Annotated in this window: 25 protein-coding genes; 16 read left to right on the forward strand and 9 right to left on the reverse strand. The window is 72.8% G+C overall.

Translation table 11 applies throughout. The features are described from left to right. The 3 genes from KE274_RS07465 to KE274_RS07475 are packed head-to-tail and all read left to right on the forward strand — an operon-like array spanning window position 1 to window position 3,490. Window positions 1-1,830: a cytochrome b/b6 domain-containing protein gene (locus tag KE274_RS07465; RefSeq protein ID WP_211542378.1), complete on the forward strand. Its 1,830-nt coding sequence runs from the start codon at window positions 1-3 to the stop codon at window positions 1,828-1,830. A gap of 4 nt (window positions 1,831-1,834) precedes the next feature. Next, window positions 1,835-2,296: an ASCH domain-containing protein gene (locus KE274_RS07470; RefSeq protein ID WP_211542380.1), complete on the forward strand. Its 462-nt coding sequence runs from the start codon at window positions 1,835-1,837 to the stop codon at window positions 2,294-2,296. 42 nt (window positions 2,297-2,338) lie between these two features. Beyond that, window positions 2,339-3,490, forward strand: a complete 1,152-nt coding sequence (locus tag KE274_RS07475; protein WP_211542381.1) for an acetyl-CoA C-acetyltransferase — start codon at window positions 2,339-2,341, stop codon at window positions 3,488-3,490. 60 nt (window positions 3,491-3,550) lie between these two features. On the opposite strand, the gene KE274_RS07480 is transcribed toward KE274_RS07475, so the two are convergent. Then, a complete protein-coding gene (locus KE274_RS07480) occupies window positions 3,551-4,060 on the reverse strand; it encodes a GNAT family N-acetyltransferase (protein WP_211542383.1) in 510 nt (169 codons plus the stop codon). A gap of 130 nt (window positions 4,061-4,190) precedes the next feature. Between KE274_RS07480 and KE274_RS07485 the strand changes: the two genes are divergently transcribed. Both KE274_RS07485 and KE274_RS07490 read left to right on the forward strand, forming a co-directional pair. Further along, the gene (locus tag KE274_RS07485) at window positions 4,191-4,751 is read left to right on the forward strand and encodes an acyl-CoA thioesterase (RefSeq protein WP_211542385.1); all 561 of its coding nucleotides are present in this window, start codon (window positions 4,191-4,193) and stop codon (window positions 4,749-4,751) included. Window positions 4,752-4,794: 43 nt separating this feature from the next. Further along, window positions 4,795-6,195, forward strand: coding sequence for a hypothetical protein (locus tag KE274_RS07490; RefSeq protein ID WP_211542387.1), 1,401 nt, complete (start codon window positions 4,795-4,797; stop codon window positions 6,193-6,195). Here KE274_RS07490 and KE274_RS07495 read toward each other — a convergent pair. The 3 genes from KE274_RS07495 to KE274_RS07505 are packed head-to-tail and all read right to left on the reverse strand — an operon-like array spanning window position 6,150 to window position 7,977. Further along, entirely contained in the window at window positions 6,150-6,740 is a 591-nt protein-coding gene (locus KE274_RS07495; RefSeq protein ID WP_211542389.1) for a hypothetical protein, read from the reverse strand. The two genes, KE274_RS07490 and KE274_RS07495, sit on opposite strands and share 46 nt — an antisense overlap. Beyond that, entirely contained in the window at window positions 6,740-7,300 is a 561-nt protein-coding gene (locus KE274_RS07500) for a hypothetical protein (RefSeq protein ID WP_211542391.1), read from the reverse strand. Before KE274_RS07500 ends, KE274_RS07495 begins: the two co-directional genes overlap by 1 nt. Further along, window positions 7,297-7,977, reverse strand: a complete 681-nt coding sequence (locus KE274_RS07505) for a hypothetical protein (RefSeq protein ID WP_211542393.1) — start codon at window positions 7,975-7,977, stop codon at window positions 7,297-7,299. The genes KE274_RS07500 and KE274_RS07505 overlap by 4 nt, the downstream gene beginning before the upstream one ends. A 73-nt stretch (window positions 7,978-8,050) precedes the next feature. Here KE274_RS07505 and KE274_RS07510 point away from each other — a divergent pair, with 73 nt between their 5' ends. From KE274_RS07510 to rocD, 6 genes are all read left to right on the forward strand, one after another. Continuing rightward, window positions 8,051-11,704: a proline dehydrogenase family protein gene (locus KE274_RS07510; RefSeq protein WP_211542395.1), complete on the forward strand. Its 3,654-nt coding sequence runs from the start codon at window positions 8,051-8,053 to the stop codon at window positions 11,702-11,704. A 114-nt stretch (window positions 11,705-11,818) separates the two neighbouring features. Continuing rightward, window positions 11,819-12,253 carry a hypothetical protein gene (locus KE274_RS07515; RefSeq protein ID WP_211542397.1) on the forward strand — a complete coding sequence of 145 codons (435 nt, stop codon included), beginning with the start codon at window positions 11,819-11,821 and terminating at the stop codon, window positions 12,251-12,253. Beyond that, window positions 12,253-12,483, forward strand: coding sequence for a helix-turn-helix transcriptional regulator (locus KE274_RS07520; protein WP_211542399.1), 231 nt, complete (start codon window positions 12,253-12,255; stop codon window positions 12,481-12,483). Before KE274_RS07515 ends, KE274_RS07520 begins: the two co-directional genes overlap by 1 nt. Beyond that, window positions 12,480-13,472 (forward strand): NAD(P)-dependent alcohol dehydrogenase, encoded by a 993-nt coding sequence (locus tag KE274_RS07525; RefSeq protein WP_211542401.1) that lies wholly within the window; start codon window positions 12,480-12,482, stop codon window positions 13,470-13,472. The genes KE274_RS07520 and KE274_RS07525 overlap by 4 nt, the downstream gene beginning before the upstream one ends. A gap of 169 nt (window positions 13,473-13,641) precedes the next feature. Further along, window positions 13,642-14,520: a dimethylargininase gene (gene ddaH, locus KE274_RS07530; protein WP_211542403.1), complete on the forward strand. Its 879-nt coding sequence runs from the start codon at window positions 13,642-13,644 to the stop codon at window positions 14,518-14,520. Next, window positions 14,517-15,740, forward strand: a complete 1,224-nt coding sequence (rocD, locus tag KE274_RS07535; protein WP_307872166.1) for an ornithine--oxo-acid transaminase — start codon at window positions 14,517-14,519, stop codon at window positions 15,738-15,740. Before ddaH ends, rocD begins: the two co-directional genes overlap by 4 nt. 81 nt (window positions 15,741-15,821) lie before the next feature. Here the strand turns inward: rocD and KE274_RS07540 are convergent, their stop codons facing one another. From KE274_RS07540 to KE274_RS07550, 3 genes are all read right to left on the reverse strand, one after another. After that, the gene (locus KE274_RS07540) at window positions 15,822-16,100 is read right to left on the reverse strand and encodes a hypothetical protein (protein WP_211542405.1); all 279 of its coding nucleotides are present in this window, start codon (window positions 16,098-16,100) and stop codon (window positions 15,822-15,824) included. Between the two features lie 61 nt (window positions 16,101-16,161). After that, the gene (locus tag KE274_RS07545) at window positions 16,162-17,496 is read right to left on the reverse strand and encodes an MFS transporter (RefSeq protein WP_211542407.1); all 1,335 of its coding nucleotides are present in this window, start codon (window positions 17,494-17,496) and stop codon (window positions 16,162-16,164) included. A 5-nt stretch (window positions 17,497-17,501) separates the two neighbouring features. Continuing rightward, window positions 17,502-17,942: a MarR family winged helix-turn-helix transcriptional regulator gene (locus KE274_RS07550; RefSeq protein WP_211542410.1), complete on the reverse strand. Its 441-nt coding sequence runs from the start codon at window positions 17,940-17,942 to the stop codon at window positions 17,502-17,504. Window positions 17,943-18,013: 71 nt separating this feature from the next. On the opposite strand from KE274_RS07550, the gene KE274_RS07555 reads away from it, so the two are divergent. The 5 genes from KE274_RS07555 to KE274_RS07575 all read left to right on the forward strand — a co-directional run bounded on the left by KE274_RS07555 (window position 18,014) and on the right by KE274_RS07575 (window position 22,462). Then, a complete protein-coding gene (locus KE274_RS07555) occupies window positions 18,014-18,760 on the forward strand; it encodes a copper homeostasis protein CutC (RefSeq protein WP_211542412.1) in 747 nt (248 codons plus the stop codon). A 9-nt stretch (window positions 18,761-18,769) separates the two neighbouring features. Further along, the gene (locus KE274_RS07560) at window positions 18,770-19,630 is read left to right on the forward strand and encodes an alpha/beta fold hydrolase (protein WP_211542414.1); all 861 of its coding nucleotides are present in this window, start codon (window positions 18,770-18,772) and stop codon (window positions 19,628-19,630) included. Window positions 19,631-19,772: 142 nt separating this feature from the next. After that, complete coding sequence (locus KE274_RS07565) at window positions 19,773-20,510, forward strand: DUF1684 domain-containing protein (RefSeq protein ID WP_211542416.1); 738 nt, start codon at window positions 19,773-19,775, stop codon at window positions 20,508-20,510. 33 nt (window positions 20,511-20,543) lie between these two features. After that, on the forward strand, window positions 20,544-21,593 hold the full coding sequence (locus KE274_RS07570; RefSeq protein ID WP_211542418.1) for a lipoate--protein ligase family protein: 1,050 nt from the start codon (window positions 20,544-20,546) through the stop codon (window positions 21,591-21,593). Beyond that, window positions 21,572-22,462: a DNA-methyltransferase gene (locus tag KE274_RS07575; RefSeq protein WP_211542420.1), complete on the forward strand. Its 891-nt coding sequence runs from the start codon at window positions 21,572-21,574 to the stop codon at window positions 22,460-22,462. The genes KE274_RS07570 and KE274_RS07575 overlap by 22 nt, the downstream gene beginning before the upstream one ends. Before the next feature lie 72 nt (window positions 22,463-22,534). Here the strand turns inward: KE274_RS07575 and KE274_RS07580 are convergent, their stop codons facing one another. After that, window positions 22,535-22,885 carry a cupin domain-containing protein gene (locus KE274_RS07580; RefSeq protein ID WP_211542422.1) on the reverse strand — a complete coding sequence of 117 codons (351 nt, stop codon included), beginning with the start codon at window positions 22,883-22,885 and terminating at the stop codon, window positions 22,535-22,537. Then, entirely contained in the window at window positions 22,882-24,285 is a 1,404-nt protein-coding gene (locus tag KE274_RS07585) for an NAD(P)/FAD-dependent oxidoreductase (protein ID WP_211542424.1), read from the reverse strand. The genes KE274_RS07580 and KE274_RS07585 overlap by 4 nt, the downstream gene beginning before the upstream one ends. Window positions 24,286-24,300 lie beyond the last annotated feature (15 nt).

Consider the following 24,300-nt stretch of genomic DNA (forward strand, 5'->3'; position numbering starts at 1 on the left):
ATGGCGACGCGGATGCTGCGACGCGGTCTGCCCCGCGTGCCCGGCGGTGAGCCGTGGCCTCCCGCCGGTGCGTCCGTCGAGGTGGCAGACGGTGCGGCGAACGGTGCGTCGTCCGTGGCGACGGAGGAGGCGGCCGCAGCGGTCGCGAGCGCGGCGGACCCGGCACCCGCGGCCTCCACGCCGTCGGCACCGGCGCCCGCGAGCGCTGACGCAGCGCCCGCCATCGCACCGTCCGCCGGTGGCTCCGTGCACGCCGCCTCCGTGCGCGTGCGGCGGGGACTTCCCCGCGTTCCGGGCGGGGAGCCGTGGCCGCCTGCCACCGCGATCTCCGCTCCCGTCGCCGCGTCGTCCGCCGGCGCGTCGCCGACCGCCGCCGCCGGGGAGGCCGCCGGGTCCGCCGCGTCTGCTCCCGCTCCCGCTGCCACGGCCCCTGGTTCCGCCGCTGCCGCTCCTGGTTCCGCGGCTGGCGCGCCTGCCCAACCGGGTGCCCCCGCTGCCCCCGCGTCCGTTCCGGAGGCCGCTGCCGGTGCGAGTGCCGTGCGACGCGGCCTCCCGCGCGTGCCGGGCGGCGAGCCGTGGCCGCCCGCGGGCACGGTGCCGGTTCTCGCCGCCGCCTCGTCCGCCGCCGCCTCGTCCGCTGCCGCCTCGTCCGCTGCGCCGGAAAGCGCCGCCGCCCCCGCCTCCGCGACGACCGCGGCACCCGCAGCCGCCGGCACCACCGCCGGGGCCGAACCCGCCGCTGCTGCGTCCGTCCCCTCTGTCACGCCCGCCGCCGTTGCACCGCCCGCCGCTGCGGCCCCCGCTGCCACTGCCACCACCCCGGGCACCGCGGTCGTCCCGGCCACCGACCTCGCGGCGCCGCTGCGGTGGACGCAGACCGTGTGGAACGGTCGCGCGCCGCGCCACCTCACCGTTCCCGCCGCGCCGGAGGGGCGTCGCCGCCCGACCTGGACGCAGGCCATCGCGGTGCTGTTCGGCGCGGCTGCCCTGGGCGTGCTGGCCGCTGCCGCCGTGGCGTTCGTGCGCGCGCTGCTGAGCTTCCCGTTCATGCAGGACTTCCTGGCCGCGTTCCCCGGCGAGTACGAGCCGGCCATCGCGGTCGAGCCCGGGTTCGCCCCGTGGGTCAACTGGGCGCACTTCTTCAACATGTTCCTGATGGTGCTGATCATCCGGTCGGGTCTGCAGGTGCGCACCGAGAAGCGCCCCACCGTGTTCTGGACGCCGCGGAACAACCCCAAGGGCAAGATCAGCCTGAACCTGTGGTTCCACCAGGCGCTCGACATCCTGTGGCTGGTGAACGGCGTCGCGTTCGTGGTGCTCCTGTTCGCGACCGGCCACTGGGTGCGCATCGTGCCGACGAGCTGGGAGGTCATCCCGAACGCGCTCTCGGCCGCCCTGCAGTACGTGTCGCTCGACTGGCCGCACGAGAACGGCTGGAACAACTACAACAGCCTGCAGCAGCTCGCCTACTTCGCGACCGTGTTCCTGGCGGCTCCGCTGGCGGCGATCACCGGGTTCCGTATGTCGGGGCTGTGGCCCAAGCGCGCCGAGCGGCTGTCGAAGGCGTACCCGGTGGAGTGGGCGCGTGCGTTGCACTTCCCGGTGATGCTGTACTTCGTGGCGTTCATCATCGTGCACGTGGCGCTCGTGATGCTCACCGGTTTCCAGCGCAACCTGAACCACATGTTCGCGGCGCAGGATGCGGCGACGTGGACCGGGTTCTGGGTGTTCATCGCGTCGCTCGTGGTGATCGCGCTCGGCTGGGTGGCTGCCCGACCGCTCGTGATCGCACCGATCGCGAAGGCGTTCGGCAAGGTCTCCGGCCGGTGACCGCGTGACCGACAGCGGGGAGCTCGAGGCGTTCTGGCGAGCCGCGAGGGAGGCTGATCCGGCGCTGCCCGCCGCCGTGCCCGAGGGGTGGCCGTTCGGCGCGACCGCGGAGCACGCCGACGAACTGCTCGGGCTCGTGCTCGACGGCGTGAAGGTGGGCACCGCTTCCTCGCTGTGGGACTACGAGGAGACGGGCGACCCGCTGCCCACCGTGGGCGAGTTCAGCGTCATCCTCGACGGTGCGGGCAGTCCCCGCGCGGTGATCCAGACCACCGCGGTCGAGGTCGTGCCGTTCGACCGGGTCGACGAGGCGCACGCCTACGCCGAAGGCGAGGGCGATCGCACGCTCGCGCACTGGCGGGAGGTGCACGAGCGCTACTGGCGCACGCACTCGGAGAACCCGCGAGGCTACGCCCCCGACATGCCGGTGGTGTGCGAGCTGTTCCGGCTGGTGTTCGCGCGCTGAGCGACGGCCCCGGACGGCCCCCGCGTCGGGCATGCTGGACGTATGGCCGAGGCATTCATCGTCGATGCAGTCCGCTCGCCCGTGGGTCGCCGCGGCGGCGCCCTCGCGGGCATCCACCCCGCCGATCTCGGGGCGCACAGCCTCCGGGCGCTCGTCGACCGCACCGGCATCGACCCCGGGGCCGTGGACGACGTGATCCTCGGGACGATCGACGCGATCGGCGGCCAGGCGGGCAACGTCGCGCGCACCGCGCTGCTCGTCGCCGGGTTCCCCGAGCATGTTCCCGGCGTCACGATCGACCGGCAGTGCGGGTCGAGCCAGCAGGCCGTGCACTTCGCGGCGCAGGCCGTGCTCAGCGGTACGAGCGACCTGGTGATCGCCGGCGGCCTGCAGAACATGTCGCAGGTCCCGCTCACCGCCGCCGCGATCGTGGGACGGGAGTACGGCTTCACGACCCCCTCCGCGGAGTCGCCCGGATGGCTCGCGCGCTACGGCGACCAGGAGATCTCGCAGTTCCGCGGTGCGGAGCTGATCGCGCAGCGGTGGGACATCTCGCGCGAGGAGATGGAGCGCTTCGCGCTCGAGAGCCACACGCGGGCGGCGCGTGCGCAGGACGAGGGTCGCTTCGCGGACGAGATCGCCCCGCTGGGCGGCCTCGACCACGACGAGGGCGTGCGGCGCGACACCTCGCTCGAACGCATGGCCGGGCTGCAGCCGCTCTCCCCGGACGGGCGCCTCACGGCCGCGGTCGCCTCGCAGATCAGTGACGCCTCCAGCGCCGTGCTGATCGCGAGCGAGGCGGCCGTGCGCACGCACGGGCTCACCCCGCGGGCGCGTATCCATCACCTGTCCGTCCGCGGCGACGACCCCGTGCTCATGCTCACCGCGCCGATCCCCGCGACCCTGCACGCGCTGGAGCGCACCGGACTGGGCATCGACGACATCGACCTGTTCGAGGTGAACGAGGCCTTCGCCTCCGTGGTGCTGGCGTGGATGCGCGAGACCGGGGTGCCGCACGAGAAGGTGAACGTCAACGGCGGCGGCATCGCGCTGGGGCACCCGATCGGCGCGACCGGCACCCGCATCCTGTCCACGCTGCTGAACGAGCTGGAGCGCACCGGCGGGCGCTACGGACTGCAGACCATGTGCGAGGGCGGCGGCGTCGCCAACGTCACGATCATCGAACGGCTCTGAGGCCGCACGGAGAAGGGCCGCTCCCGCCGGGGGAGCGGCCCTTCCGCGTGGGCAGGAGGATCAGGGGCGGACGAACCGGACCTCGGTCAGCGTCTCGCCGAGGAACGGCTCGGTGTGCGTGGCGCCGTCGAGGTGGAAGCCGTTGCGCGTGTAGAAGCGGTGGGCGCGGGGGTTGTCCTCGGCCACCCACAGGTACAGCGGCTCGTCCTGTTCGACGGCGGCGTCGAACAGCTTCTGGCCGATGCCGGTGGAGTGGTACGCGTCGAGCAGGTAGATGAAGTACAGCTCGCGGAACGCCGGGGCGTCCTTGTCGCGCGCGGGACCGGAGCCGACGAAGCCCACGATCTCGCCGTCGACGAGCGCCGCGTTCATCTTGAACTCGGGGCCCTGCGCGGCCCAGTGCGTCCACAGCTCGGCCATGCGACGCGGCGAGACCTTCTCCAGCGCTGCCTTGCTGATCAGGTGGTCGTAGGTCTCGTGCCAGCACTGCGCGTGCACGCGGCCGAGGGCTTCCGCATCCACATCACGGACCGGACGGACGATGACTTCGGGCTGGGCTTCGGCGCTCATGCGGTGACTCTACGCGCGGCCCGTGAAAACTCGAAATCGGGGCGGGGCCGGGTGACGGCCCGGTGAACGGGGTGGAGGAATCGCACAACGATATTCACGGTTCGTGCGCCGCTGGCTACGATCGACCCTCGTGAATGTGATCTGGCGGACCCTCCTCGTGATCCTCGGCGCGCGCCGCCGCGTGCGGCAGGGGAAGACCCTCGACCCGACCGCGGTGAGCAGCGTCTCGGTGACCACGCTCCCCACCGATCTCGACATCCTCCGGCACATGAACAACGGCCGGTACCTGTCGCTGTTCGACCTCGGCCGCTGGGACCACCTGATCCGCACCGGACTGTTCGACGTGATGAAGCAGCGCGGCTGGTACGCGGTCGTGTCGAGCGAGACCATCACGTTCCGCAAGTCGCTGCAGCTGTGGCAGCGCTTCGAGGTGCAGTCGCGGTTCATCGGCCACGACGACAAGGCGCTGTTCCTGGAGCATCGGGCCGTGGTGGACGGCGAGGTGTACGCCAGGGCGATCGTGCGGGCTCGCGTGCTGCGGCGCACCGGGGGCACCGTGAGCAACGAGGAGCTGTTCGCCGCGGTCGGCCGTCCCGAGGGCGTGCCGGAGATCGACGCGTGGGTGCACGATTGGGCGGCGGCCTCGGCCCTGCCTCCCGTGCGCACCCCGGCGCCGAGCATCTGGAGCTGACGGCGCAGCGGCGGGCGCGCGGCCCTGCCGATATATTGACGCTGTGCTGGCCATCCTGACGACCGCCGGGCGCGTGCTGCTGCGGCACTGGCCCGCCCTCATGGCGTGGTACCTCGCCGGCGTGCTCGTGCACTACGTGATCACCGAGGTCGCCGGTTTCGTGGGGGCCACGTCGGCCACGCTCGGCTTCCTGGTGCTGCCGATCGGGATCCTCGCCCGGCTGATCAGCCTCGTGGCGATGTTCCTCGTGCTGCGCGACGGACTGCGCAACCTGCAGGAGGTCGCGCCGCTGCCCGAGGCCGCGGCCGACCGCCGCCGCACGTTCCTGTCCGCGCTGCTCGCCGGCATCCTCCCGTTCTTCGCGGTCTACTGGGCGCAGGGCCTACTCGGCGAGGACGTGACCGCATACTCCGCCCGCGCGCTGGAGGTGCGCTCCGGGATCGTCTGGACCGCCAGCGTCAACGGCGAACCCGCCGTCGGCTCCGAGGACACGGTGCTCAACCTGCCGATCAACGTCTGGACGATCGCGATCATCGTCGTCGCGTTCGCCGGCCGCTGGGCCTGGTCGAAATGGTCGACGAAGCTCGCCGCCTGGCTGTCGCCCGTCGCGGTGTACTTCGAGGTCGTCTGGGTGTTCTTCTCGGTCATGGTGCTGGGCGACGTGTTCGACGCGATCAAGAGCTGGGTCGACAGCCGCGCCGCGATGGCATTCCTGGAGGACGTGCGCGAGGGGCTGCTCGACGCGGTCGCGCCCCTGCGCTGGGTGTGGGACGCCGTGGGCTGGGTGCTGTCGGAGGCCGGACCCGTGCTGCTGGCACCGCTGGCCTGGCTCACGATCGCCGGAGTCGTGTTCGGCCAGGCGATCGTGGCGGAGAAGCTGCGGGTCGAGAGCGCGTTCCTGGCGCGGTTCCGCCAGCACGCGACCGCGATCCCCAACCCGCTCGTGCGCCGCCTCAAGGACCTCGGCGACGAGCTCGGCGCCCGCTTCCGCCCGATCGGTCGCGCCCTGCTGCTGATGTGGCGCGCCGGCCCCCTCCTGGTCGCGTCGTACGCCCTGCTCTACGTCGTCGTGAAGGCGCTGGAGTCGTACCTGGCCTTCGGTCTCACGCGCCTGATCGGCCCGCACGACTACGTGTTCTGGGCCGTCGCGACGCCGCTCGTGTCGCTGGTGCCGCTCCTGCTGATCGAGCCCGTGCGCATCGCGGTGATCAGCGGCGCCTACGACGCGACGCTCGGGCGGCTGCGGCGCAAGCAGCAGGAGCGCCCCGACGCGACCACGGCCACCGTGGCCGAGGCCGAGATGCGCGCCGTGGCCGATGCCGCGGGACTGCTGCCCTCCTCGGTCGATGCGGTCGCCGCGGCCGTCGTCACCGCCCCGCCGCGCGACGAAGTGGGTGGTCAGAGCTCGAACGCGAACCTGAGGAACGAGCCGCCCGCGTCGTAGGGGTGCACGTCCACCCAGAACGGCCCCTCCGCGTCGTCCGGCACCACGAACGGCACGACCAGCTCGTACTCCCCGGCGTTCGCGCTCAGGCACGTCTCCGGTTCGTCCGGGTCGGACAGCAGCCCGATCTCCAGTCGCACGGGGCGCCACTCGCGGCCGGTCGCCTGTTCCACGAGCTTCGGTGTCTCGCAGCCGATGCCCGCGGTGCTCGCGTCGACCGGCACCGCCACGGCGATGAGCCGTGTGCCGTCTGGGACGTCGAGCCCGCTGACGTCGTCGATCTCGCCGCCGCGCACGGGGCCCCACTCGGCTCCGGCGAGCTCGGCCGAGTCGTCTTCGTCGACCGTGACGGCGGTGACTGCGCGGGCGCCGAAACCGAAGTACTGGTACCACTCCTGCCAGCCCACGGCGGCCGCGGTCGCGGGAAGCAGCACCGCCAGCGCGACCAGTGCCACGGTGTTGCGCCGCCACCACGACGGCGGGCGCGGCGGCTCGACGGGCGCCGGGGGTGCCGCGGGGCGCGGGGGAACGGGAGGGATCGTCATCAGCCGGCCCAGCCGTTCGTGCGCAGGAGCACCTCGTCCTCGACCGGCAGCTGCGACAGGTCGAGCGGCAGGTCGATCACGCCGTCCCGCAGGACCTCGCCGAGGGCGGCGCCCGGCACCCCGAGTCGCAGCGTCGCGCGGTCTCCGGTCACGTCGTCCGGCAGCTCGAAGGCGAGGCTCCCGGAGCGGGGGACCCCGGTGACCAGCCGCTGCTGCGCGAACGTCGTCCCGCGGTCGGTGGCGCTGAACGTGCGGTCGCCGATCGTGAGCTGCGCGAGCGACAGCGTGCTGAGGTCCTGCGTGACCACGGACGCGGCCTCCAGGTCGACCACGAGCCAGGTGCCGTCGGCTGCCCACCCCTTCTCGTCGGCGACCCGCTCCGCCAGGCGGACGTCGGTGATCGTCACCGACAGGTTGCGCACGGTGCTCTCCTCGCCGATCCGTGCGGTCGCGGGGAACGGGGCGTTCGCGGCGTCGTCCGGAAGAGTGGCCTTCGAGACGCCCCACGCACCGGCGAGCAGTGCCGCGGTGAGCAGCCACACCAGGACATGCTTCTTCACCGGGTCGCCCCCTCCGCGATCGAGGTGGTGAGCGTCGCACCCACGCGGACGTCGGTCCAGTAGTCGCCGCGGATGACCCGCGAGCCGACCGCGTGCGTCGAGTCGGGCAGGGTGAGCGTGATCTCGTCGCCCTCGCGGTAGTCGTCCGGCCCCACGAGCCACGCGAGCAGCAGCCGGGCCGGCACGTCGGGCTGCAGAGTGGGCGACCCGCGGCCGTCGTCGGCGCGCGACACCTGCCCCTTCTCCTCGACGCCGTCGATGCGGATCCCGTCGACCACCGCCGACGTCGGCGCTCCCGAGGTCGAGCCGCGCGGCGCGTGGAAGGTGTTGACCGCGTCGACCGTGACCACCAGGACGCGCTCGCCCTTCTCCTCGTCGGGGAACACGGACGTCTGCCCGCGGTCGTCGCGCAGCTCCACGGCGACGACCGTCAGCTCCAGGTCCGACCCCGTGTACGTCTCGCCCACCGCCACCTCGGGCGTCGGGTCGACCGCCGCCGCCTCCAGTCCGCCGAACACCGCGGTGCCGGCCAGCAGCAGCGCGCCGGCAGCGGTGAGCAGCCACGGCGTCGGGATCAGGTCGATGCTGCGCCGCGCCCACCCCAGCACCCTGGCCCTGGCGGCTGCCGCGTCGCTGCGGCCGTGCGGCGCCGTCCCCTCCGGCGGTGTCGTGGTCACGGCAACAGCATAGGGGCGGGACGTGCGGTCACGGCTCCCGCCGAAACCCGGCAGCGGCCATAGGCTGAAGGTCATGGCCGAGCTTCCGCCGGATGCCGTGTCGTCCGCCCCCCTCGCCGACCGAGCGATCGATCTCGCGCGCCGGTGGGTGATCGAGGCCGCCGCGGCCGAGGTCGACCCCGCGGCCGAGCGCCTGGCCGGGGTGCTGCGCGACGCGAACGGCCTTCCCTTCACGCTCGGCTTCGTCGACGGGGTCATGCGGCCCGAGAGTCTCACGGCGGCCGCTGCCCAGCTGCACCGCATCGCGCCGATCGTCCCCGAGTTCCTGCCCTGGTACCTGCGCTCCGCCGTGCGGCTGGGCGGGGGCGTCGCGCCCGTGCTGCCCACTCCGGTCGTGCCGATCGCACGGCGGGCGCTGCGCGACATGGTCGGGCATCTCGTGGTCGACGCGCGCCCCGCCAAGCTGGGCCCGGCGATCGAGCGGCTCCGCGCGTCGGGGTCGCGGCTCAACCTCAACCTGCTCGGCGAGGCCGTGCTGGGGGAGGCCGAGGCGCAGCGGCGGCTCGACGGCATCCACGAGCTCATCCGCCGCGACGACGTGGACTACGTGTCGGTCAAGGTGTCGGCGATCATGAGCCACATCTCGATGTGGGGCTTCGACGAGGTGGTCGACCGCGTGGTGCAGCGCCTGCTGCCGCTGTACCTGACCGCGGCGGGCGACGGCACCTTCATCAACCTCGACATGGAGGAGTACCGCGACCTCGATCTCACGATCGCCGTGTTCACCCGACTGCTCGAGGACCCGCGGCTGTCCGGGCTCGAGGCGGGCATCGTGCTGCAGGCGTACCTCCCCGACGCGCTGCCCGCACTGCAGGAGCTGACCGCCTGGGCGCAGGACCGCGTGGTCCACGGCGGCGCCCGCATCAAGGTGCGGCTCGTGAAGGGCGCGAACCTCGCGATGGAGCACGTGGAGGCGCGGCTGCACGGCTGGACCCCTGCCCCGTACGACACCAAGCTCGACACCGACGCGAACTACCTGCGCTGCCTGGACTGGGCGCTCACCGCGCAGCACACGGCCGCGGTGAAGCTCGGCATCGCCGGGCACAACCTCTTCGGCATCGCCTACGCGTGGCTGCTGGCCGGTGAGCGCGGCGTGCGGGACGCGGTCGAGTTCGAGATGCTGCTCGGGATGGCGCAGGGGCAGATGCGAGCCGTGTCGCGCGAGGTCGGCCCCGTGCTGCTGTACGTGCCCGTGGTCGCTCCGGCCGAGTTCGACGTGGCCATCAGCTACCTGGTGCGGCGACTGGAGGAGAACGCCTCCCCGGACAACTTCCTCTCCGCGGCCTTCCGGCTGCACGAGGACGAGGGCCTGTTCGCCCGCGAGCGCGACCGGTTCCTGCACGCCCTCGACCGCTCGACCGACGCCACGCTGCACCGCGGGCCCCGCCGCACGCAGGACCGGCTCGCGCCCGTGCACGAGTCGGTGCGCCCGGCCGCCGCGGCCCCGATCCCGGAGGCCGATCTGACCCAGGCCGTGCTCGGGATCGCCCGCGGCACCGGCGGCGCCGACACCGGCGCGTTCCTGGAGACGGCCGTGTACGCCGCTCGCGAGCGCGGGGAGGACACCGGCGGCGCGCCCGGCTTCGAGAACGCGCAGGACACCGACCTCGCTCTGCCCGCCAACCGCGAGTGGGCTGCCGGGATCCGCGGCCGGCTGGCCGACTCGACCGTGGGGGAGGCCGTGCTCGCCGCCGCCCGCGTGGACGACGCCGACGAGCTCGCTCGCCTCGTGCGGGGGGTGCAGAGCGCGGCCGCGTCGTGGGGCTCGCGCCCGGCGACGGAGCGCGCGGAGGTGCTGCTGCGGGCCGCCGCCGCGCTCGAGGCCCGCCGCGCCGAGATGATCGAGGTGGCCGCGGCGGAGACCGGCAAGGTGTTCGCCGAGGCCGACGTCGAGGTGAGCGAGGCCGTCGACTTCGCGCGCTACTACGCCGCGACGTGCCGCGAGCTCGACGCGATCTCCGGGGCGGTGTTCGTGCCGGCGCGCGTGACCGTGGTCGCGCCGCCCTGGAACTTCCCGCTCGCGATCCCGGCCGGCGGCGTGCTGGCCGCGCTCGCCGCGGGCTCGGGGGTCGTGCTCAAGCCCGCTCCACAGGCGCGGCGCTGCGCGGCGGTGCTCGCCGAGGCGCTGTGGGAGGGCGGTGTGCCGCGCGAGGCGCTCGCCCTGGTCGACATCGAGGAGGGCGACCTCGGACGCGCGCTGATCACCGACGAGGCCGTGGACCGCGTGATCCTGACCGGCTCGTGGGAGACGGCGGCGCTGTTCCGCTCGTGGCGCCCCGACCTGCCGCTGCTCGCGGAGACCAGCGGCAAGAACGCGATGGTCATCACGCCGTCCGCCGACCTCGATCTCGCCGTGGCCGACCTGGTGAAGAGCGCGTTCGGGCACGCGGGGCAGAAGTGCTCGGCGGCCTCTCTCGCGATCCTCGTGGGTCCGGTCGGGCGCTCGCAGCGCTTCGCCCGCCAGCTCGCCGACGCCGTCCGCTCCCTGCGCGTGGGGTGGCCGACGGATCCGTCGGCCGAGGTGGGGCCGGTGATCGAGCGACCGCAGGGCAAGCTCGCCTGGGCGCTCACCGAGCTGGAGGGCGACGAGCGCTGGCTGATCGCGCCCGAGCCGGTCGAGGGTGACGACACCGGGCGGCTGTGGCGGCCCGGCGTGCGCGTCGGCGTGCAACCGGGGTCGCGCTTCCACCGGGAGGAGTTCTTCGGACCGGTGCTGGGCATCATGCACGCCCCCACGCTCGCGCGGGCCGTCGAGCTGCAGAACGCGGTCGCGTACGGCCTCACGGCGGGACTGCACACGCAGGATCCCGGCGACCTGTCGCTGTGGCTCGACCGCGTGCAGGCGGGCAACCTCTACGTGAACCGCGGCACCACGGGCGCGATCGTGCAGCGGCAGCCCTTCGGGGGCTGGAAGCGGTCGTCGGTGGGCCCCGGCGCGAAGCCCGGCGGCCCCAACCACCTGATCGGCCTCGGCACGTGGCGTTCGCAGCCGGGCGGTGCGGCGTCGAGCACCCTGCACCTGCGTGGCCTCGACTCGCGCATCACCGCGCTGATCGAGTCGGCGCAGCCGTCCCTGGCATACGAGGCCTTCGAGTGGCTGCGGCGCTCGGCCCTCTCCGACGCGCTGGCATGGGACCGTGAGTTCGGGCGGGTGCGCGACGTGTCGCACCTGGAGGTGGAGCGAAACCTGTTCCGGTATCGCCCCGGTCGCGTGGAGATCCGGGCGACGGCGGATGCGCGGCTGCAGGATCTGCTGCGCGTCGTGATCGCGGGGGTCCGCGCGGGGGCGGGTTTCGTGCTCTCCACCCCGGCGGGGCTTCCGGCCGGGGTGCGGCATGCGCTGGGCGACCTCGACGCGGTGGTGTTCCTGGAGTCGGACGACGAGTGGATGCAGCGCCTGCGGCCCGCGGAGGAGACGCCGGCGCAGGGCGCGACCACGGCGGCGCGGTACGACCGGGTGCGGCTGGTGGGCGGCCGGGAGGCGGTCGCGGCGTTGCGGGCGTCGCTGGCGGCGGCGACCGCGGGCGACCCCGACCTGGCGGTGTACGACGCGGAGGTGACGGCGGCCGCCCGCATCGAGCTGCTGCCGTTCGTGCACGAGCAGTCGATCTCGATCACGGCGCATCGCTACGGCAACCTCGACGCGTGGAGTGCCGACGTCATCTGACCTGTCTCGCCGGGTCCGATCTGTTCCGCGCGGACCGATGTGTCAAAGATTCTTGACATCACCTCGGGGTGCGCGTAGCCTCCGTGTAAAGAATCCTTTACATCTGGGGGCGTCATGGTCTACGAGGAACGCAATGTCTGGTCCGGGCTCATCATCAGCCCGATCGTGCTGGTCGTCTATGTGGTGCTCGTGCTGCAGCAGGCCGCCGGGGGACCGCTCACCGACGTCGACTGGTTCCCGCTCATGCTCTGGAGCATCGGCGGCGGCATCGTCGGCACGATCCTCGTCAGCGTCACGTGGGGCATCCTCGCGGGGCTCAAGGACCCGGACGGCGTCGGCCGCTCCGACATCCGCGACCGCGACATCGGCCGCCTGGGCTCGCGCGTCGAGCAGGCGTTCGTGACCATCGCCGGACTCGGCGTGATCGTGCTGTGCGGACTCGGCGCCGACGTCTTCTGGATCGCGAACACCATGTTCCTCGGGTTCTTCGTGGCCGCGGTGGTCGGCGGCATCGCCCGAGCCATCGCCTACCGGCGGGGGCTGGTGTGATGGTCAAGCCCACCCTCGTCTCCAACAGCATCCGCGCGCACCGCGAGCGGGCGGGGCTCACCCAGGCCGAGCTCGCCAGGACCATCGGCGTCACCCGGCAGACCCTCATCGCGATCGAGCAGCAGAAGTACTCGCCCACGCTCGAGCTCGCGTTCCAGATCGCCCGGGCCTTCGGGGTCGGGCTCGACGAGCTGTTCTCGTACCCGAACGACACCGGAGGTGCCGCATGACCGCGCGGATGGCCGCCTGGCGGCGCGAGACCTACGGACCCGCCGAGGGCGTGGCGCTCGAGCACCTGCCGCTGCCACAGCCCCACCACGGCGAAGTGCTGCTGCGCGTGCGGGCGACGGCGCTCAACGCGGGCGATGTGCGACTGCTGCTCGGCGATCCGCTGCTGGTCCGCCCGGCCTTCGGACTCACCAGGCCGAAACACCCCGTCCGCGGCATGGAGGTCGTCGGCACGGTGGTCGGCATCGGCGCCGACGTGGTGGGCGCCGAGCTCGACGAGCACGTGGTCGGGGAGCTCGTGGGTGGCGGGGGTCTCGCGGAGTACGTGCGGGTGCCGGCCGCCCGCCTCGTGCCGCTGCCGCCCGGCGTGGAGCCCGAGGTGGCCGCCACGCTCCCGGTCGCGGGAGGCACCGCGTGGCAGGCGCTCGACCTGGGCGGGGTCGGCCTGCACCGCAGCAGCCCGCGCGTGCTCGTGGTCGGGGCCTCGGGCGGAGTGGGCACGTTCGCGGTGCAGCTCGCGGCGCTGCGGGGGGCCGAGGTGTGGGCGTCGTGCCGCGACGTCAATGCGCCGCTGATCGAGCGGCTCGGAGCCGTGCGCACGCTCGACCACCGCGTCACGCCGCTGCGCGAGCTGCCCGCCGCCCACTTCGACGCGATCATCGACGTGGCGGGCGGCATCCCCCTGCGCGAACTGCAGCGACTGGTCGTGCCGGGCGGCCGGGTGGTGCTGGTCACGGGAGACGGCGGCCCCGTGCTCGGCCCCATCCCGCGCATGCTCAGGGCGATGGTGCTGTCGCTCGGCTCGCGGCCCGTCCGCCCGCTCGCCGCGACCCCCCGGCCCGAGGTGCTCGCCCGGCTGCTGGAGCTCGTGGCCGACGGGCTGCTGTCGCCGGTGATCGCCCAGACGTACGACTTCGCGGAGGCGGGCGCTGCGCTCACCCGGCTGCAGGGGGGGCACGTGGTGGGCAAGCTGGTGGTGCGCGGCACCTGAAGGGTCGGGCGGCGCGGGATCTGGCGGGCGGTCAGGCACGGGTGGCACAATGGTCACCGGCGTGCCCGAGTCGCATCTTCCCCGCACCCGCTCCCGCGCGAGCGACGGGTCGAAGGACCGCCGGGCCCCTGGACAGCGTCCGCCGCGCCCGTTCACACGAGGAGCATCCATGTCGACGCCGGAGACCGCCGTCACCACCGCCCCCGCGCGCACCGCGCACCGCCGCCACTACCTGATGTGCCGTCCCGAGCACTTCACGGTGAACTACTCGATCAACCCGTGGATGGAGCCGGCCAAGCCGACCGACACGGCCCGTGCGGTCGAGCAGTGGCAGAAGCTGTACGACCTGTACGTCGAGCTCGGCCACGACGTCGAGCTGATCGAGCCGCTCGCCGGGTACCCCGACATGGTCTACACGGCCAACGGCGGCTTCCTGATCGACGGCCGCGCCTACGTGCCCGAGTTCCGCTTCGTCGAGCGCCAGGGCGAGGCCCCCGCGTTCGCCGACTGGTTCCGCGCGCACGGCTACGACACCGTGATGCCCGAGGAGGTCAACGAGGGCGAGGGCGACTTCCTGCTCGTGGGCGACGTGATCCTCGCCGGTACCGGCTTCCGCTCCACCGGCGACAGCCACCGCGAGGTGGGGGAGGTGTTCGGCCGCGAGGTCGTGTCGCTCAACCTGGTCGACCCGCGCTTCTACCACCTCGACACCGCCATCGCCGTGCTCGACCCCGTGCAGGGCGTGGAGAACGGCGGCCCGGAGCGCGCCAACATCGCCTACCTGCCCGGCGCCTTCGACGACGCCAGCCGGGCCGAGCTGGAGCGGCGCTTCCCCGACGCGATCCTGGTGTCGGACGAGGACGGCGCGGTGTTCGGCCTCAACTCCTCCAGCGACGGCTACAACGTGATCATCTCCCCGCGTGCGAAGGGCTTCGAGCAGCAGCTGCGCGAGCGCGGCTACAACCCGATCACGGTCGACCTGTCCGAGCTGCTGCTGGGCGGCGGCGGCATCAAGTGCTGCACGCTCGAACTGCGCGGTGCGAAGTGACCGCCGTCGAGTCCGGGGCCACCGTGGCCGCGGAGAGCGCCGTGCACGCAGAACCCCACGTCGCGCACAACTACCACCCGCTGCCGGTCATGATCGCGCGGGGCGAGGGGGCGTGGGTCACCGACGTGGAGGGCAAGCGCTACCTCGACCTGCTCGCGGCGTACTCGGCCGTGAACTTCGGTCACCGTCACCCGGCCCTGGTCGCGGCGCTCACCGAGCAGCTCGGTCGCGTGACCCTGGTGAGCCGGGCGTTCCAGAGCGACATGCTCGAGCCCTTCGCCGCGGCGCTCGCCGAGCTGTGCGGCAAGGAGCTCGTGCTGCCGATGAACACCGGCGCGGAGGCCGTGGAGACCGGCATCAAGGTGGCGCGCGCCTGGGGCTATCGTGTCAAGGGCATCCCCGAGGGTGAAGCGCGCATCGTGGTGGCCAACGGCAACTTCCACGGGCGCACGACCACGATCGTGAGCTTCAGCGACGACGAGACGGCGCACGACGACTTCGGGCCGTATACGCCGGGCTTCGATCGCGTGCCGTTCGCCGACGCCGACGCCATCGAGGCGGCCATCACGGACAACACGGCGGCCGTGCTGGTGGAGCCGATCCAGGGCGAGGCCGGGGTCGTGATCCCGCCGGAGGGCTATCTGCGCCGCATCCGGGAGATCTGCGACGCGAAGAACGTGCTGTTCATCGCGGACGAGATCCAGGCCGGTCTCGGTCGGGTCGGCGAGACGTTCGCCTGCGACCGCGAGGGGGTCGTTCCCGACCTGTACCTGCTGGGCAAGGCGCTCGGTGGCGGGATCCTCCCGGTGTCGGCCGTCGTGGGCGACCGCGACGTGCTGGGTGTGATCCGCCCTGGCGAGCACGGTTCCACGTTCGGTGGCAATCCGCTCGCGGCGGCCGTGGGGCTGCGCGTCGTGGAGATGCTGCAGACGGGCGAGTTCCAGGAGCGCGCGCGGGCTCTCGGCGCGCACCTGGAGGCGGCGTTGCAGCCGCTCATCGGCCACGGCGTGACCGCGGTGCGCATCGCGGGCCTCTGGGCCGGCGTCGACATCGACCCCGCGATCGGGAGCGGCCGCGCGGTCGCGGAGAAGCTGTCCGAGCGCGGCGTGCTCGTGAAGGACACGCACGGCCAGACGATCCGCATCGCCCCGCCGCTCGTGATCCGCGCGACCGAGCTCGACTGGGCGGTCGAGCAGCTCAAGCTCGTGCTGGCGGCCTAGCGGGCCGTCCGACGACACCCTGATCCGCGGGCGGGCACCGGTCTCCGGTCGTCCCGCCCGCGGATCCGTCTGTGCGCCTGCTCAGGCGGGCGGGTTGTCGGGGTCGAGCGTCCTCAGGGTGTCCTCCTCGGCGGGGTTGTCCGCGTCGAGACGGTCCTCCGTGGCTTCGGATCCGCCGAGCGGGGCGTGGCCGGGGCCGGAACTGCCCTGGATGGCGCCGCCGGTCGACTCGCCGCGGGAGCTGTCGCCCTGGATCGCGCCGCCGGTGCCGTCGCCCTGGCCGTCCTCCTGGGGCACGTCCACGTCGGGGGCGCCCTCTGCCGGGTCCTGCGGGTGCGGGGTGCTCATGTTGTCGTCCATGGCCCGACGGTACGCCGGGGTCCCCGGTGGCGCGGAGGGCGTTGACAAACCGGCCGGATCGTCACTCGCCGTCGCCGTTGCGCACGGTGCGGATCGGCGTGGTGATGGTCGACTTCTCCGTGAAGTCGACCGGTTCCACGGGCTGCACGACCCGCAGCGGCCGCGTCTCGTCGAGCGTGAGCAGGAACCGGCTGTTCTCGTGCCGGTGCAGCCGCCCCGAGGTGAGCACCCACAGCACGCCGATCGCGCACGCCACGAAGCCCGCGGTGCCGCCGAGCATGATCGCAGCGCGGGGGCCGAAGGTGTCGGCGACCCATCCGGCGATGGGGGCACCCACCGGGGTCGAGCCCATGATCACGGCCATGTACAGCGCGAGCACGCGCCCGCGCAGCGCCGGGTCGGTGGTGATCTGCACGTAGCCGTTGGCGGTGGTGAGCAGGGTCACGATCATGAAGCCCGTGAAGGTGAGGGTCACGGCGTAGGCGAGGTAGCTCGGCATGGCGGACGACACGAACGCGGCGATGCCGAAGCCTCCGGCGGCGAGGATCACGACCCGCACGCGGGCGGTGTCCCGGCGGGCGGCGAGCAGCGCACCGATCAGCGAGCCGATCGCGAGCACGGAGCTGAGCACGCCGTAGCCGTCGGCCCCCGCGCCGAACTCGAGCGCCATGGTGGAGGCGAAGATCGGGAAGTTCATGCCGAACGCGCCGATCAGGAACACGGTCACGAACACGACTTTGAGGTCGCTGCGGGCCCAGACGTAGCGGAAGCCCTCGGCCAGGCCGCCGCGGTTGCGGTGCTTCGGCCGCGGGGCGAGCAGGCTCGTGCGCATCAGCAGCAGGGCAAGGATCATCGCCAGGAATGTGGCCGCGTTGGCGATGAACACCCACCCGGAGCCGATCGCCACGATGAGCAGCCCGCCCACGGCGGGGCCCACCATGCGGGCGAGGTTGAACGAGGCGGAGTTGAGGGCCACCGCGTTGGAGGTGTCGGCGGCGGAGACCATGTCGGACACGAACGCCTGGCGGGCGGGGGCGTCGAACGCGTTGACGATGCCGAAGCCGAGCGCGAACGCGAACATCATCGGCAGGGTCATCACGCCGGCCAGCAGCAGCGACCCCACGGCGATCGCGAGGGCGAGCAGCGAGCCCTGCGTGGCGAGGAGGATGCGGCGCCGGTCGAAGCGGTCGGCCACCCAGCCGGTGAGGCTCACGAGCACGAGCGGTGGCCCGAACTGGAGGGCCATCGTGATGCCCATGGCGGTGGCGTCGTTGTCGGTCAGCTCGGTCAGCACGACCCAGTCCTGCGCGGTGGCCTGCATCCACCCGCCGACGTTGGACACCAGGGCGCCCGCGAACCAGATGCGGTAGTTGATGTTGGCGAAGGAGCGGAACATGACGCTCATCGTTCGACCACCCTCCGCATCAGGGCGCTCGCTTCGCGCAGCGTGGCCAGCTCCGCCTCGGTGTAGTCGACCTCGCGCAGCATGTCGGCGAGCAGCTCGTCGCGGCGGCGGATGGTCTCGACCACGATCTCGGCTCCGGCGGGCGTGATGTCGACCTGGACGCGCCGGCGGTCGTCTTCGTCGGGCGTGCGGGCGACGTAGCCCTGCTCCTCCAGGCCGTTCACGATGCTGGTCATGGAGGGGGCGGTCACGCGCTCGCGCTCGGCGAGGGTGGAGATGGTGCGGCGGCCGTTCATCCGCAGGTCGGCGAGCACGGCGAGCTGGGTGTCGCTCATGGTGTCGGCGGCGCGGGCGCAGCGGAGGCGGCGGGCGAGCCGGAATGTGGCCAGGCGCAGGTCTGTCGCGGTGAGGTGAAGGGATTCATCGGACGCAGACATACTTAGTTAGTCTATCTAATATTCGGACGACGTGGGCGGGATGTCCCGAAACCACCGGGCAGAATGGACGGGTGACCCGTACCCTCGCTCTCGAACTCGCCGTCCAGGACCCCGCCGGAGTGCGCATCGCCGCGGAGATCGGCGCCGCCCGCGTCGAACTGGCCACCGCCCTCGCGCTCGGGGGGCTCACGCCGTCGCCCGGCACCGTCGAGCTCGCACTCGCCGCCGCGGGAGACGGCGGCCCCGAGGTGCACGTGCTGATCCGCCCCCGCGCCGGCGACTTCCACTACGACGCCGACGAGCTCGCGGTCGCCGAACGCGACGTGCACCACGCGATCGCCGCGGGTGCGGCGGGCGTCGTGATCGGCGTGCTCGACGAGGACGGCCGCCTCGACCGCGACGCCGTCGCCCGGCTCCGCGACGCCGCCGGGGGAGCACCGGTCACGCTGCACCGCGCGATCGACGTGACCGCCGACCCGGTCGCCACGCTCCGCACCGCCCGCGAGCTCGGCCTGCGCCGCGTGCTCACCTCGGGAGGGGCGTCCGCCGCGATCGACGGCATCGAGACCCTGCGCGCGCTCGTCGCGGCCGCCGAGGGCGACATCGAGGTCATGGCGGGCAGCGGCGTCGACGTCACGAGCGCCCCCGTGCTCGCCGGGACCGGGATCGACGCGCTGCACTTCTCCGCCAAGCGCGCGGTCGTGGCCGAGGGCGGCGTGCGCATGGGCTCGGCCTCCGACGGCGTGGGCGGCTACGAGGTCACCGACCGCGAGACCGCCATCGCGATCAGGGACGCGCTCGCGGGACGCGACCGGTAGGGTCGCACCGTGACCGATACCCGCGAGTTCACCGATTCCCACGGCATCGCCATCGTCTACGACGTCCACCCGGCGGCCGGCCGGCCGCGCGGCGTCGTGCAGCTGCTGCACGGCGTCGGCGAGCACGCGGGCCGCTACCCCGCGCTGATCGAGGCCCTCACCGGCGCCGGGTTCACCGTGTACGCCGACGACCACCGCGGCCACGGTCGCACGGGGCTCCGCCAGCACGGCGACCCGGCCCGGCTCGGTCGCCTCGGCCCCGGGGGTCTTCGTGCCGCGAAGGACGCGGTGTGGCAGCTCACCGGCATCATCCGCGACGACCACCCCGATCTCCCGCTCGTGCTGCTCGGGCACTCGTGGGGGTCGTTCCTGGCGCAGATGCTGGTGAACGAGCACGCCGAGGCGTACGACGCGGTGATCCTGTCCGGTTCGGCGCTGCGCCTGCCGGGGTCGCTCAACGCCGCCCCGCTCAACGCCCGGTGGGCCGAGGGCGAAGGGGCGACCGGTTTCGAGTGGCTCAGCCGCGACCCAGCCGTGTGGACGTCGTTCGGCGAAGACCCCCTGACCACCGACGTGCCGCTGCTCAAGCTCTTCGGCCCGATCGAGGCCGCCCGTCTCTACGGCCGCCCGGCGAAGCACCTGGCCCGCGACCTGCCCCTGCTTCTCCTGGTGGGCCGCGACGACCCCGTCGGCGGGCCGCGCAGCGTGCACAAGCTCGCCGACGAGTACCGCACCCGCTCGGGCCTCACCGACGTGACCACCCTGGTGTACCCCGACGCACGGCACGAGATCTTCAACGAGCTGCAGCAGGACGAGGTGCGCGCCGACGTGCTGGCGTGGCTCGACGCCCACATCCCCGCGCGCGACTGACCCTCGCCGGGCCCCTCGCACCCCGCAGGAGTGTGACGCGGGATGACGCGCGGTGAAGGCGTGTGACGGGGTTCGTCCGCGCGCTCTCCGGCCGCTCTAGATTCGGGCTCATCCGCACGAGCGACGGGGAGGGCACGCGGCGATGAGTTTCCAGAGCGACTGGCACGAATGGCATGCCGCGCGTGAGCGCTACGCCGGCGCGGAGTACGGGCCGTCCGCGCTCGAGTCCACGAACTGGCTCATCAGCGAGCCGGCCGCCGTCGACGGCATCCCCGGGCTGTGGGCCCTCGCCGGCGACGACGGCATCCGTGGCACCGAGCTCGGGCAGGCGGGGTCGAGCGTCACGCTCCGCGGCACCCAGACCCTGCGTCTGGGACGCCGCGAGCTGCGCGTGTTCGACCGCAACGGCGCCATCGCGCTGCGCGTGTGGAACCCCGCCCGGCCGCAGCGGGAGTGGTTCACCGCGATCGACGCCTACGCCCCGGACGAGCGGTGGCGCCTTCCGGCCCGGTTCGAGCCGACCCCGGGGGAGCGGATCGTGGTGACCTCGGTCGACGGCACCTCGCGGGAGACGGACGCGGCAGGACGTCTGCATTTCACGCTCGCCGGGTCCCCGCACACGCTCACGGTCACCCGCAACGGGCAGGGGACCCTGAGCGCGGTGTTCTCCGACGGCACGAGCGGGCTGGAGACCTACCGGTTCCGCTTCCTCCCGGTCGACGAGCCCGCGGCGGACGGCTCTGCCGTGATCGACTTCACGCGGGCGTACCTGCCGCCGTGCGCGTTCTCCGACCAGTTCGTGTGCCCGCTGCCGCCGGAGGGCAACCGCTACTCGACCCCGATCCGTGCGGGCGAGCGCGTGGTGGTGCTGGGCGGCTGACCCCCGCGGCACCGCGCGCCTTAAGCTGGACTCGTGCACGGTGAATACAAGGTCCCTGGGGGCAAGCTGGTCGTCGTCGACCTCGATGTGGAGAACGACCGGATCACGCGGTTCCGTCTCGCGGGCGACTTCTTCCTGGAGCCGGACTCGGCGCTCGACGACATCAACGCGGCCGTCGAGGGGCTGCCGGTGGAGTCCGACGCGTCCGCGATCGCGGCCGCCGTCCGCGGTGCTCTTCCCGACGGCGCGCAGCTGCTCGGCTTCACGCCGGAGGCGGTGGGCACGGCCGTGCGACGCGCCCTGGTCACCGCGCCGGGGTGGCGCGACTTCGACTGGGAGATCGTGCACGACAAGGCCGTCTCGCCGCGCATGAACCTCGCGCTCGACGAGGTGCTCACGTCGCGCGTGGGCGAGGGACGCCGCCGCCCCACGCTGCGGATCTGGGAATGGGACGAGTCGGCCGTCGTGATCGGCTCGTTCCAGTCGTACCGCAACGAGGTCGACCCGGAGGGCGCGGCCAGGCACGGGTTCGACGTGGTGCGCCGCATCTCCGGCGGCGGGGCGATGCTGATGGCCGCGGGGCAGATCATCACCTATTCGCTGTACGTCCCGGCGTCGCTGGTGGCCGGCATGACCTTCGCCGACTCCTACGCGTTCCTGGACGACTGGGTGCTGCAGGCGCTGCGGTCGCTCGGCATCGACGCGGTGTACCAGCCGCTCAACGACATCGCGAGCCCGACCGGAAAGATCGGTGGTGCCGCGCAGAAGCGTCTCGCGAACGGCGGGGTGCTGCACCACGCCACGCTGTCGTACGACATCGACGGTCAGGTGATGACGGAGGTGCTGCGCATCGGGCGCGAGAAGCTCAGCGACAAGGGCACCACCTCGGCGGCGAAGCGCGTCGACCCGCTGCGCAGCCAGACCGGGCTCGAGCGCGCGCAGATCATCGAGCGCTTCATCGACACGTTCCGCTCGCTCACGTCGGCCGAAGACGGCTCGATCACCCCGGAGGAGTACGCCGACGCCGAGGCTCTGGTCGAGTCGAAGTTCTCCACCGACGCGTGGCTGCACCGGGTGCCGTGACCGGCCTCGGCGCGGTCTCGGTCATCGAGGGCGACAACCTCGCCGTCGCCGCGACGCTGCCGTCCGGGTCGTTCACGCTGGTGTACCTCGACCCGCCGTTCAACACGGGGCGGGTGCGCGAGCGGCAGGTGGTGACCGCGCGCCGGGCGGCCCCCGCGCCGGACGACACTCCCGACGCGGCGGAGCCCGAGGTGCGGCACGGGTTCCACGGGCACCGCTACGAGCGGGTGCGCGGCATGCTGCGGGCGTATGACGACAGCTTCGACGACTACGGGGCCTTCCTGATGCCGCGGCTGGAGGAGGCGTGGCGGCTGCTCGGCGACGACGGCACGCTGTACCTGCACCTCGACTACCGGGAGGCGCACTACGCCAAGGTCATGCTCGATGCCGTGTTCGGTCGCGACTGCTTCCTGAACGAGCTGATCTGGGCCTACGACTACGGGGCCAAGTCGCGCCGTCGCTGGCCCACCAAGCACGACACGATCCTGGTGTACGTGAAGAACCCGCGCACGTACGTGTTCAACTCCGACGACGTCGACCGCGAGCCGTACATGGCGCCGGGGCTGGTGACGGCGGAGAAGGCCGCGCGCGGCAAGCTCCCCACCGACGTGTGGTGGCACACCATCGTGCCGACCACGGGCCGGGAGAAGACGGGCTATCCGACGCAGAAGCCGGAGGGGATCCTGCGGCGCATCGTGACGGCGTCGAGCCGACCGGGTGACCGCGTGCTCGACCTGTTCGCCGGGAGCGGCACGACGGGTGCGGTGGCCTCGGCCCTCGGCCGCGAGGCCGTGCTGGTGGACGACAACCCCGAGGCCGTGCGGATCATGGCGGCCCGGATGCCGCACGCCGAGGTCCGCCGGGCCTGACCGCCCTTCGTTTCGCTTCGCGGTTCCTGAGCGAGGAGCGCAGCGACGAGACGAAGGGCGCCTCAGGGACCCTCAGACGGCGAGGGAGACCTTGCGCAGCGTCTCGGTCACGGTCCACACCGTGCGCATGCCGGCGGACAGCCGCACGACCGACCCGGGCCCGACCGCGATCGACGGCAGCGCGGGTTCGGTGAAGTCGATGGTCGCACGGCCCGACAGCACCACGAACACCTCGTCCTCCTCGGTGTCGCTCGCGGTGCCCGGGGTCATCTCCCAGACGCCGACCTCCGGCCCGCCTTCGTCGTCGAGCACCGCGTACGCCGCGGTGGGGGCGCCGTCGCGCACCTCGTCGGCCGGCAGCGGCTCGTGGGTCAGGGCGAGGGACCGTGCGTCCACCGGGGTGCCCGGTGCCAGCACGGTCATGAGTCGAACCCCATGCCGAGCGCGTCGAGCGTCTTCAGGAACGGGCCGCGCCGACCGCGGTTGTGGTCGGCGCGGTCCATCGCGGCACGCACCAGATTGATGCCGATCGACGCGGCGGGCTCGGGCGGGAACGGGATCGGCTTCTCGCGCACCATGCGTAGCTGCGTGCGCTCGGTCTCCTCGCCCGCGAGCTTGTCGAGCATGACGTCGGCCGCGAACCGGGCGGCACCCACCCCGAGCCCGGTGAACCCCGTGGCGTAGGCGACGCGTCCGCCCCGGGCCGTGCCGAAGAACGCGCAGAAGCGGCTGGAGGAGTCGATCGCCCCGGCCCAGCGGTGGGTGAAGCGGAGACCCGCGAGCTGCGGGAACGTGGTGAAGAAGTGCGAGGCGAGGCGGCGATGACTCTCCATGCGGTCTTCGTAGGCGGGGCGCACCTTGCCGCCGAAGTGGTAGACCGCGTCGTAGCCGCCGAACAGGATGCGGTTGTCGGCCGTGAGCCGGTAGTAGTGGAACTGGTTGGCGCTGTCAGCGAGACCCTGGCGGTGCTGCCAGCCGATCGAGGCGAGCTGCTCGTCCGACAGCGGCTCGGTCATCAGCACGTAGTCGTACACGGGCACGGTCATCAGCCGGTTGCGCTTCAGCAGCGAGGGGAACACGTTCGTGGCGAGGGCGACGTTCGCCGCGGTCACGCGTCCGCCGTCGGTCACCAGGGTCACGGGTCCGGTGTCGGGGCCCTCGATGCGCCGCACCAGCGTGTGCTCGTGGAGCTGCACGCCCAGCTCGGCGGCCACGCGGGCGAGCTCCAGGCCGAGCTTCGCGGGGTGCACGAGCGCCGTGCCCTCCCGGTCCCACGCCCCGGCGAGGAAGGTGGGGGAGTGCACCTCGGCCTGCACGGCGTCGCGGTCGAGGAACCCCTCCTCGTCGCGCAGCCACTCCACCTGGTGCGGCTCCACGGCCACGGCCAGCTGCCCCGTGCGCTCGAACTCGGCGTCGAGGGCGTAGCGGCGCACCGTGTCTTCGATGCCGTCAAGGTTGCGCCGCCCCAGCTCCTCGAGGTGGTCGATCTCCTCCGGCCACCGGTTCACGCCGTTCTCGTGGCCGTGCGTGATGCTGGCCTCGCAGAACCCGCCGTTGCGCCCGGACGCGGCCCAGGCGACGCGCGACGCCTCCAGCAGCACGACCGTGCGCTCGGGGTCGCGCTCCTTCGCCCTGATCGCGGTCCAGAGCCCCGTGTAGCCTCCGCCGACGATCGCCAGGTCGGCGTGCACGGTCCCGCGCAGCGGCGGGTGCGCGGGCCGCTCGACGTCGTCGAGCCAGTAGACGGAGAGGGTGGTGTCGCGCAGGGATTCGTCGATGACGGACTGCGGGGGACGCCGGCGTTCGAAGACCGTGGTGCCCATGTTCACTCCCTGATG

It is taken from the genome of Microbacterium paraoxydans (genome assembly GCF_018224615.1).
Lineage (GTDB): Bacteria > Actinomycetota > Actinomycetes > Actinomycetales > Microbacteriaceae > Microbacterium > Microbacterium paraoxydans_B.

What these genes read in the sequence shown, in the direction of transcription:
- KE274_RS07495 (WP_211542389.1), bottom strand. Translation starts at nt 6,740, where the DNA reads ATGACGATCCCTCCCGTTCCCCCGCGCCCCGCGGCACCCCCGGCGCCC.
- KE274_RS07545 (WP_211542407.1), bottom strand. Translation starts at nt 17,496, where the DNA reads ATGTTCCGCTCCTTCGCCAACATCAACTACCGCATCTGGTTCGCGGGC.
- KE274_RS07550 (WP_211542410.1), bottom strand. Translation starts at nt 17,942, where the DNA reads ATGTCTGCGTCCGATGAATCCCTTCACCTCACCGCGACAGACCTGCGC.
- KE274_RS07580 (WP_211542422.1), bottom strand. Translation starts at nt 22,885, where the DNA reads ATGACCGTGCTGGCACCGGGCACCCCGGTGGACGCACGGTCCCTCGCC.
- ddaH (WP_211542403.1), top strand. Translation starts at nt 13,642, where the DNA reads ATGTCGACGCCGGAGACCGCCGTCACCACCGCCCCCGCGCGCACCGCG.
- KE274_RS07480 (WP_211542383.1), bottom strand. Translation starts at nt 4,060, where the DNA reads ATGAGCGCCGAAGCCCAGCCCGAAGTCATCGTCCGTCCGGTCCGTGAT.
- KE274_RS07565 (WP_211542416.1), top strand. Translation starts at nt 19,773, where the DNA reads ATGAGTTTCCAGAGCGACTGGCACGAATGGCATGCCGCGCGTGAGCGC.
- KE274_RS07585 (WP_211542424.1), bottom strand. Translation starts at nt 24,285, where the DNA reads ATGGGCACCACGGTCTTCGAACGCCGGCGTCCCCCGCAGTCCGTCATC.
- KE274_RS07515 (WP_211542397.1), top strand. Translation starts at nt 11,819, where the DNA reads ATGGTCTACGAGGAACGCAATGTCTGGTCCGGGCTCATCATCAGCCCG.
- KE274_RS07465 (WP_211542378.1), top strand. Translation starts at nt 1, where the DNA reads ATGGCGACGCGGATGCTGCGACGCGGTCTGCCCCGCGTGCCCGGCGGT.
- KE274_RS07525 (WP_211542401.1), top strand. Translation starts at nt 12,480, where the DNA reads ATGACCGCGCGGATGGCCGCCTGGCGGCGCGAGACCTACGGACCCGCC.
- KE274_RS07510 (WP_211542395.1), top strand. Translation starts at nt 8,051, where the DNA reads ATGGCCGAGCTTCCGCCGGATGCCGTGTCGTCCGCCCCCCTCGCCGAC.
- KE274_RS07475 (WP_211542381.1), top strand. Translation starts at nt 2,339, where the DNA reads ATGGCCGAGGCATTCATCGTCGATGCAGTCCGCTCGCCCGTGGGTCGC.
- KE274_RS07520 (WP_211542399.1), top strand. Translation starts at nt 12,253, where the DNA reads ATGGTCAAGCCCACCCTCGTCTCCAACAGCATCCGCGCGCACCGCGAG.
- KE274_RS07540 (WP_211542405.1), bottom strand. Translation starts at nt 16,100, where the DNA reads ATGGACGACAACATGAGCACCCCGCACCCGCAGGACCCGGCAGAGGGC.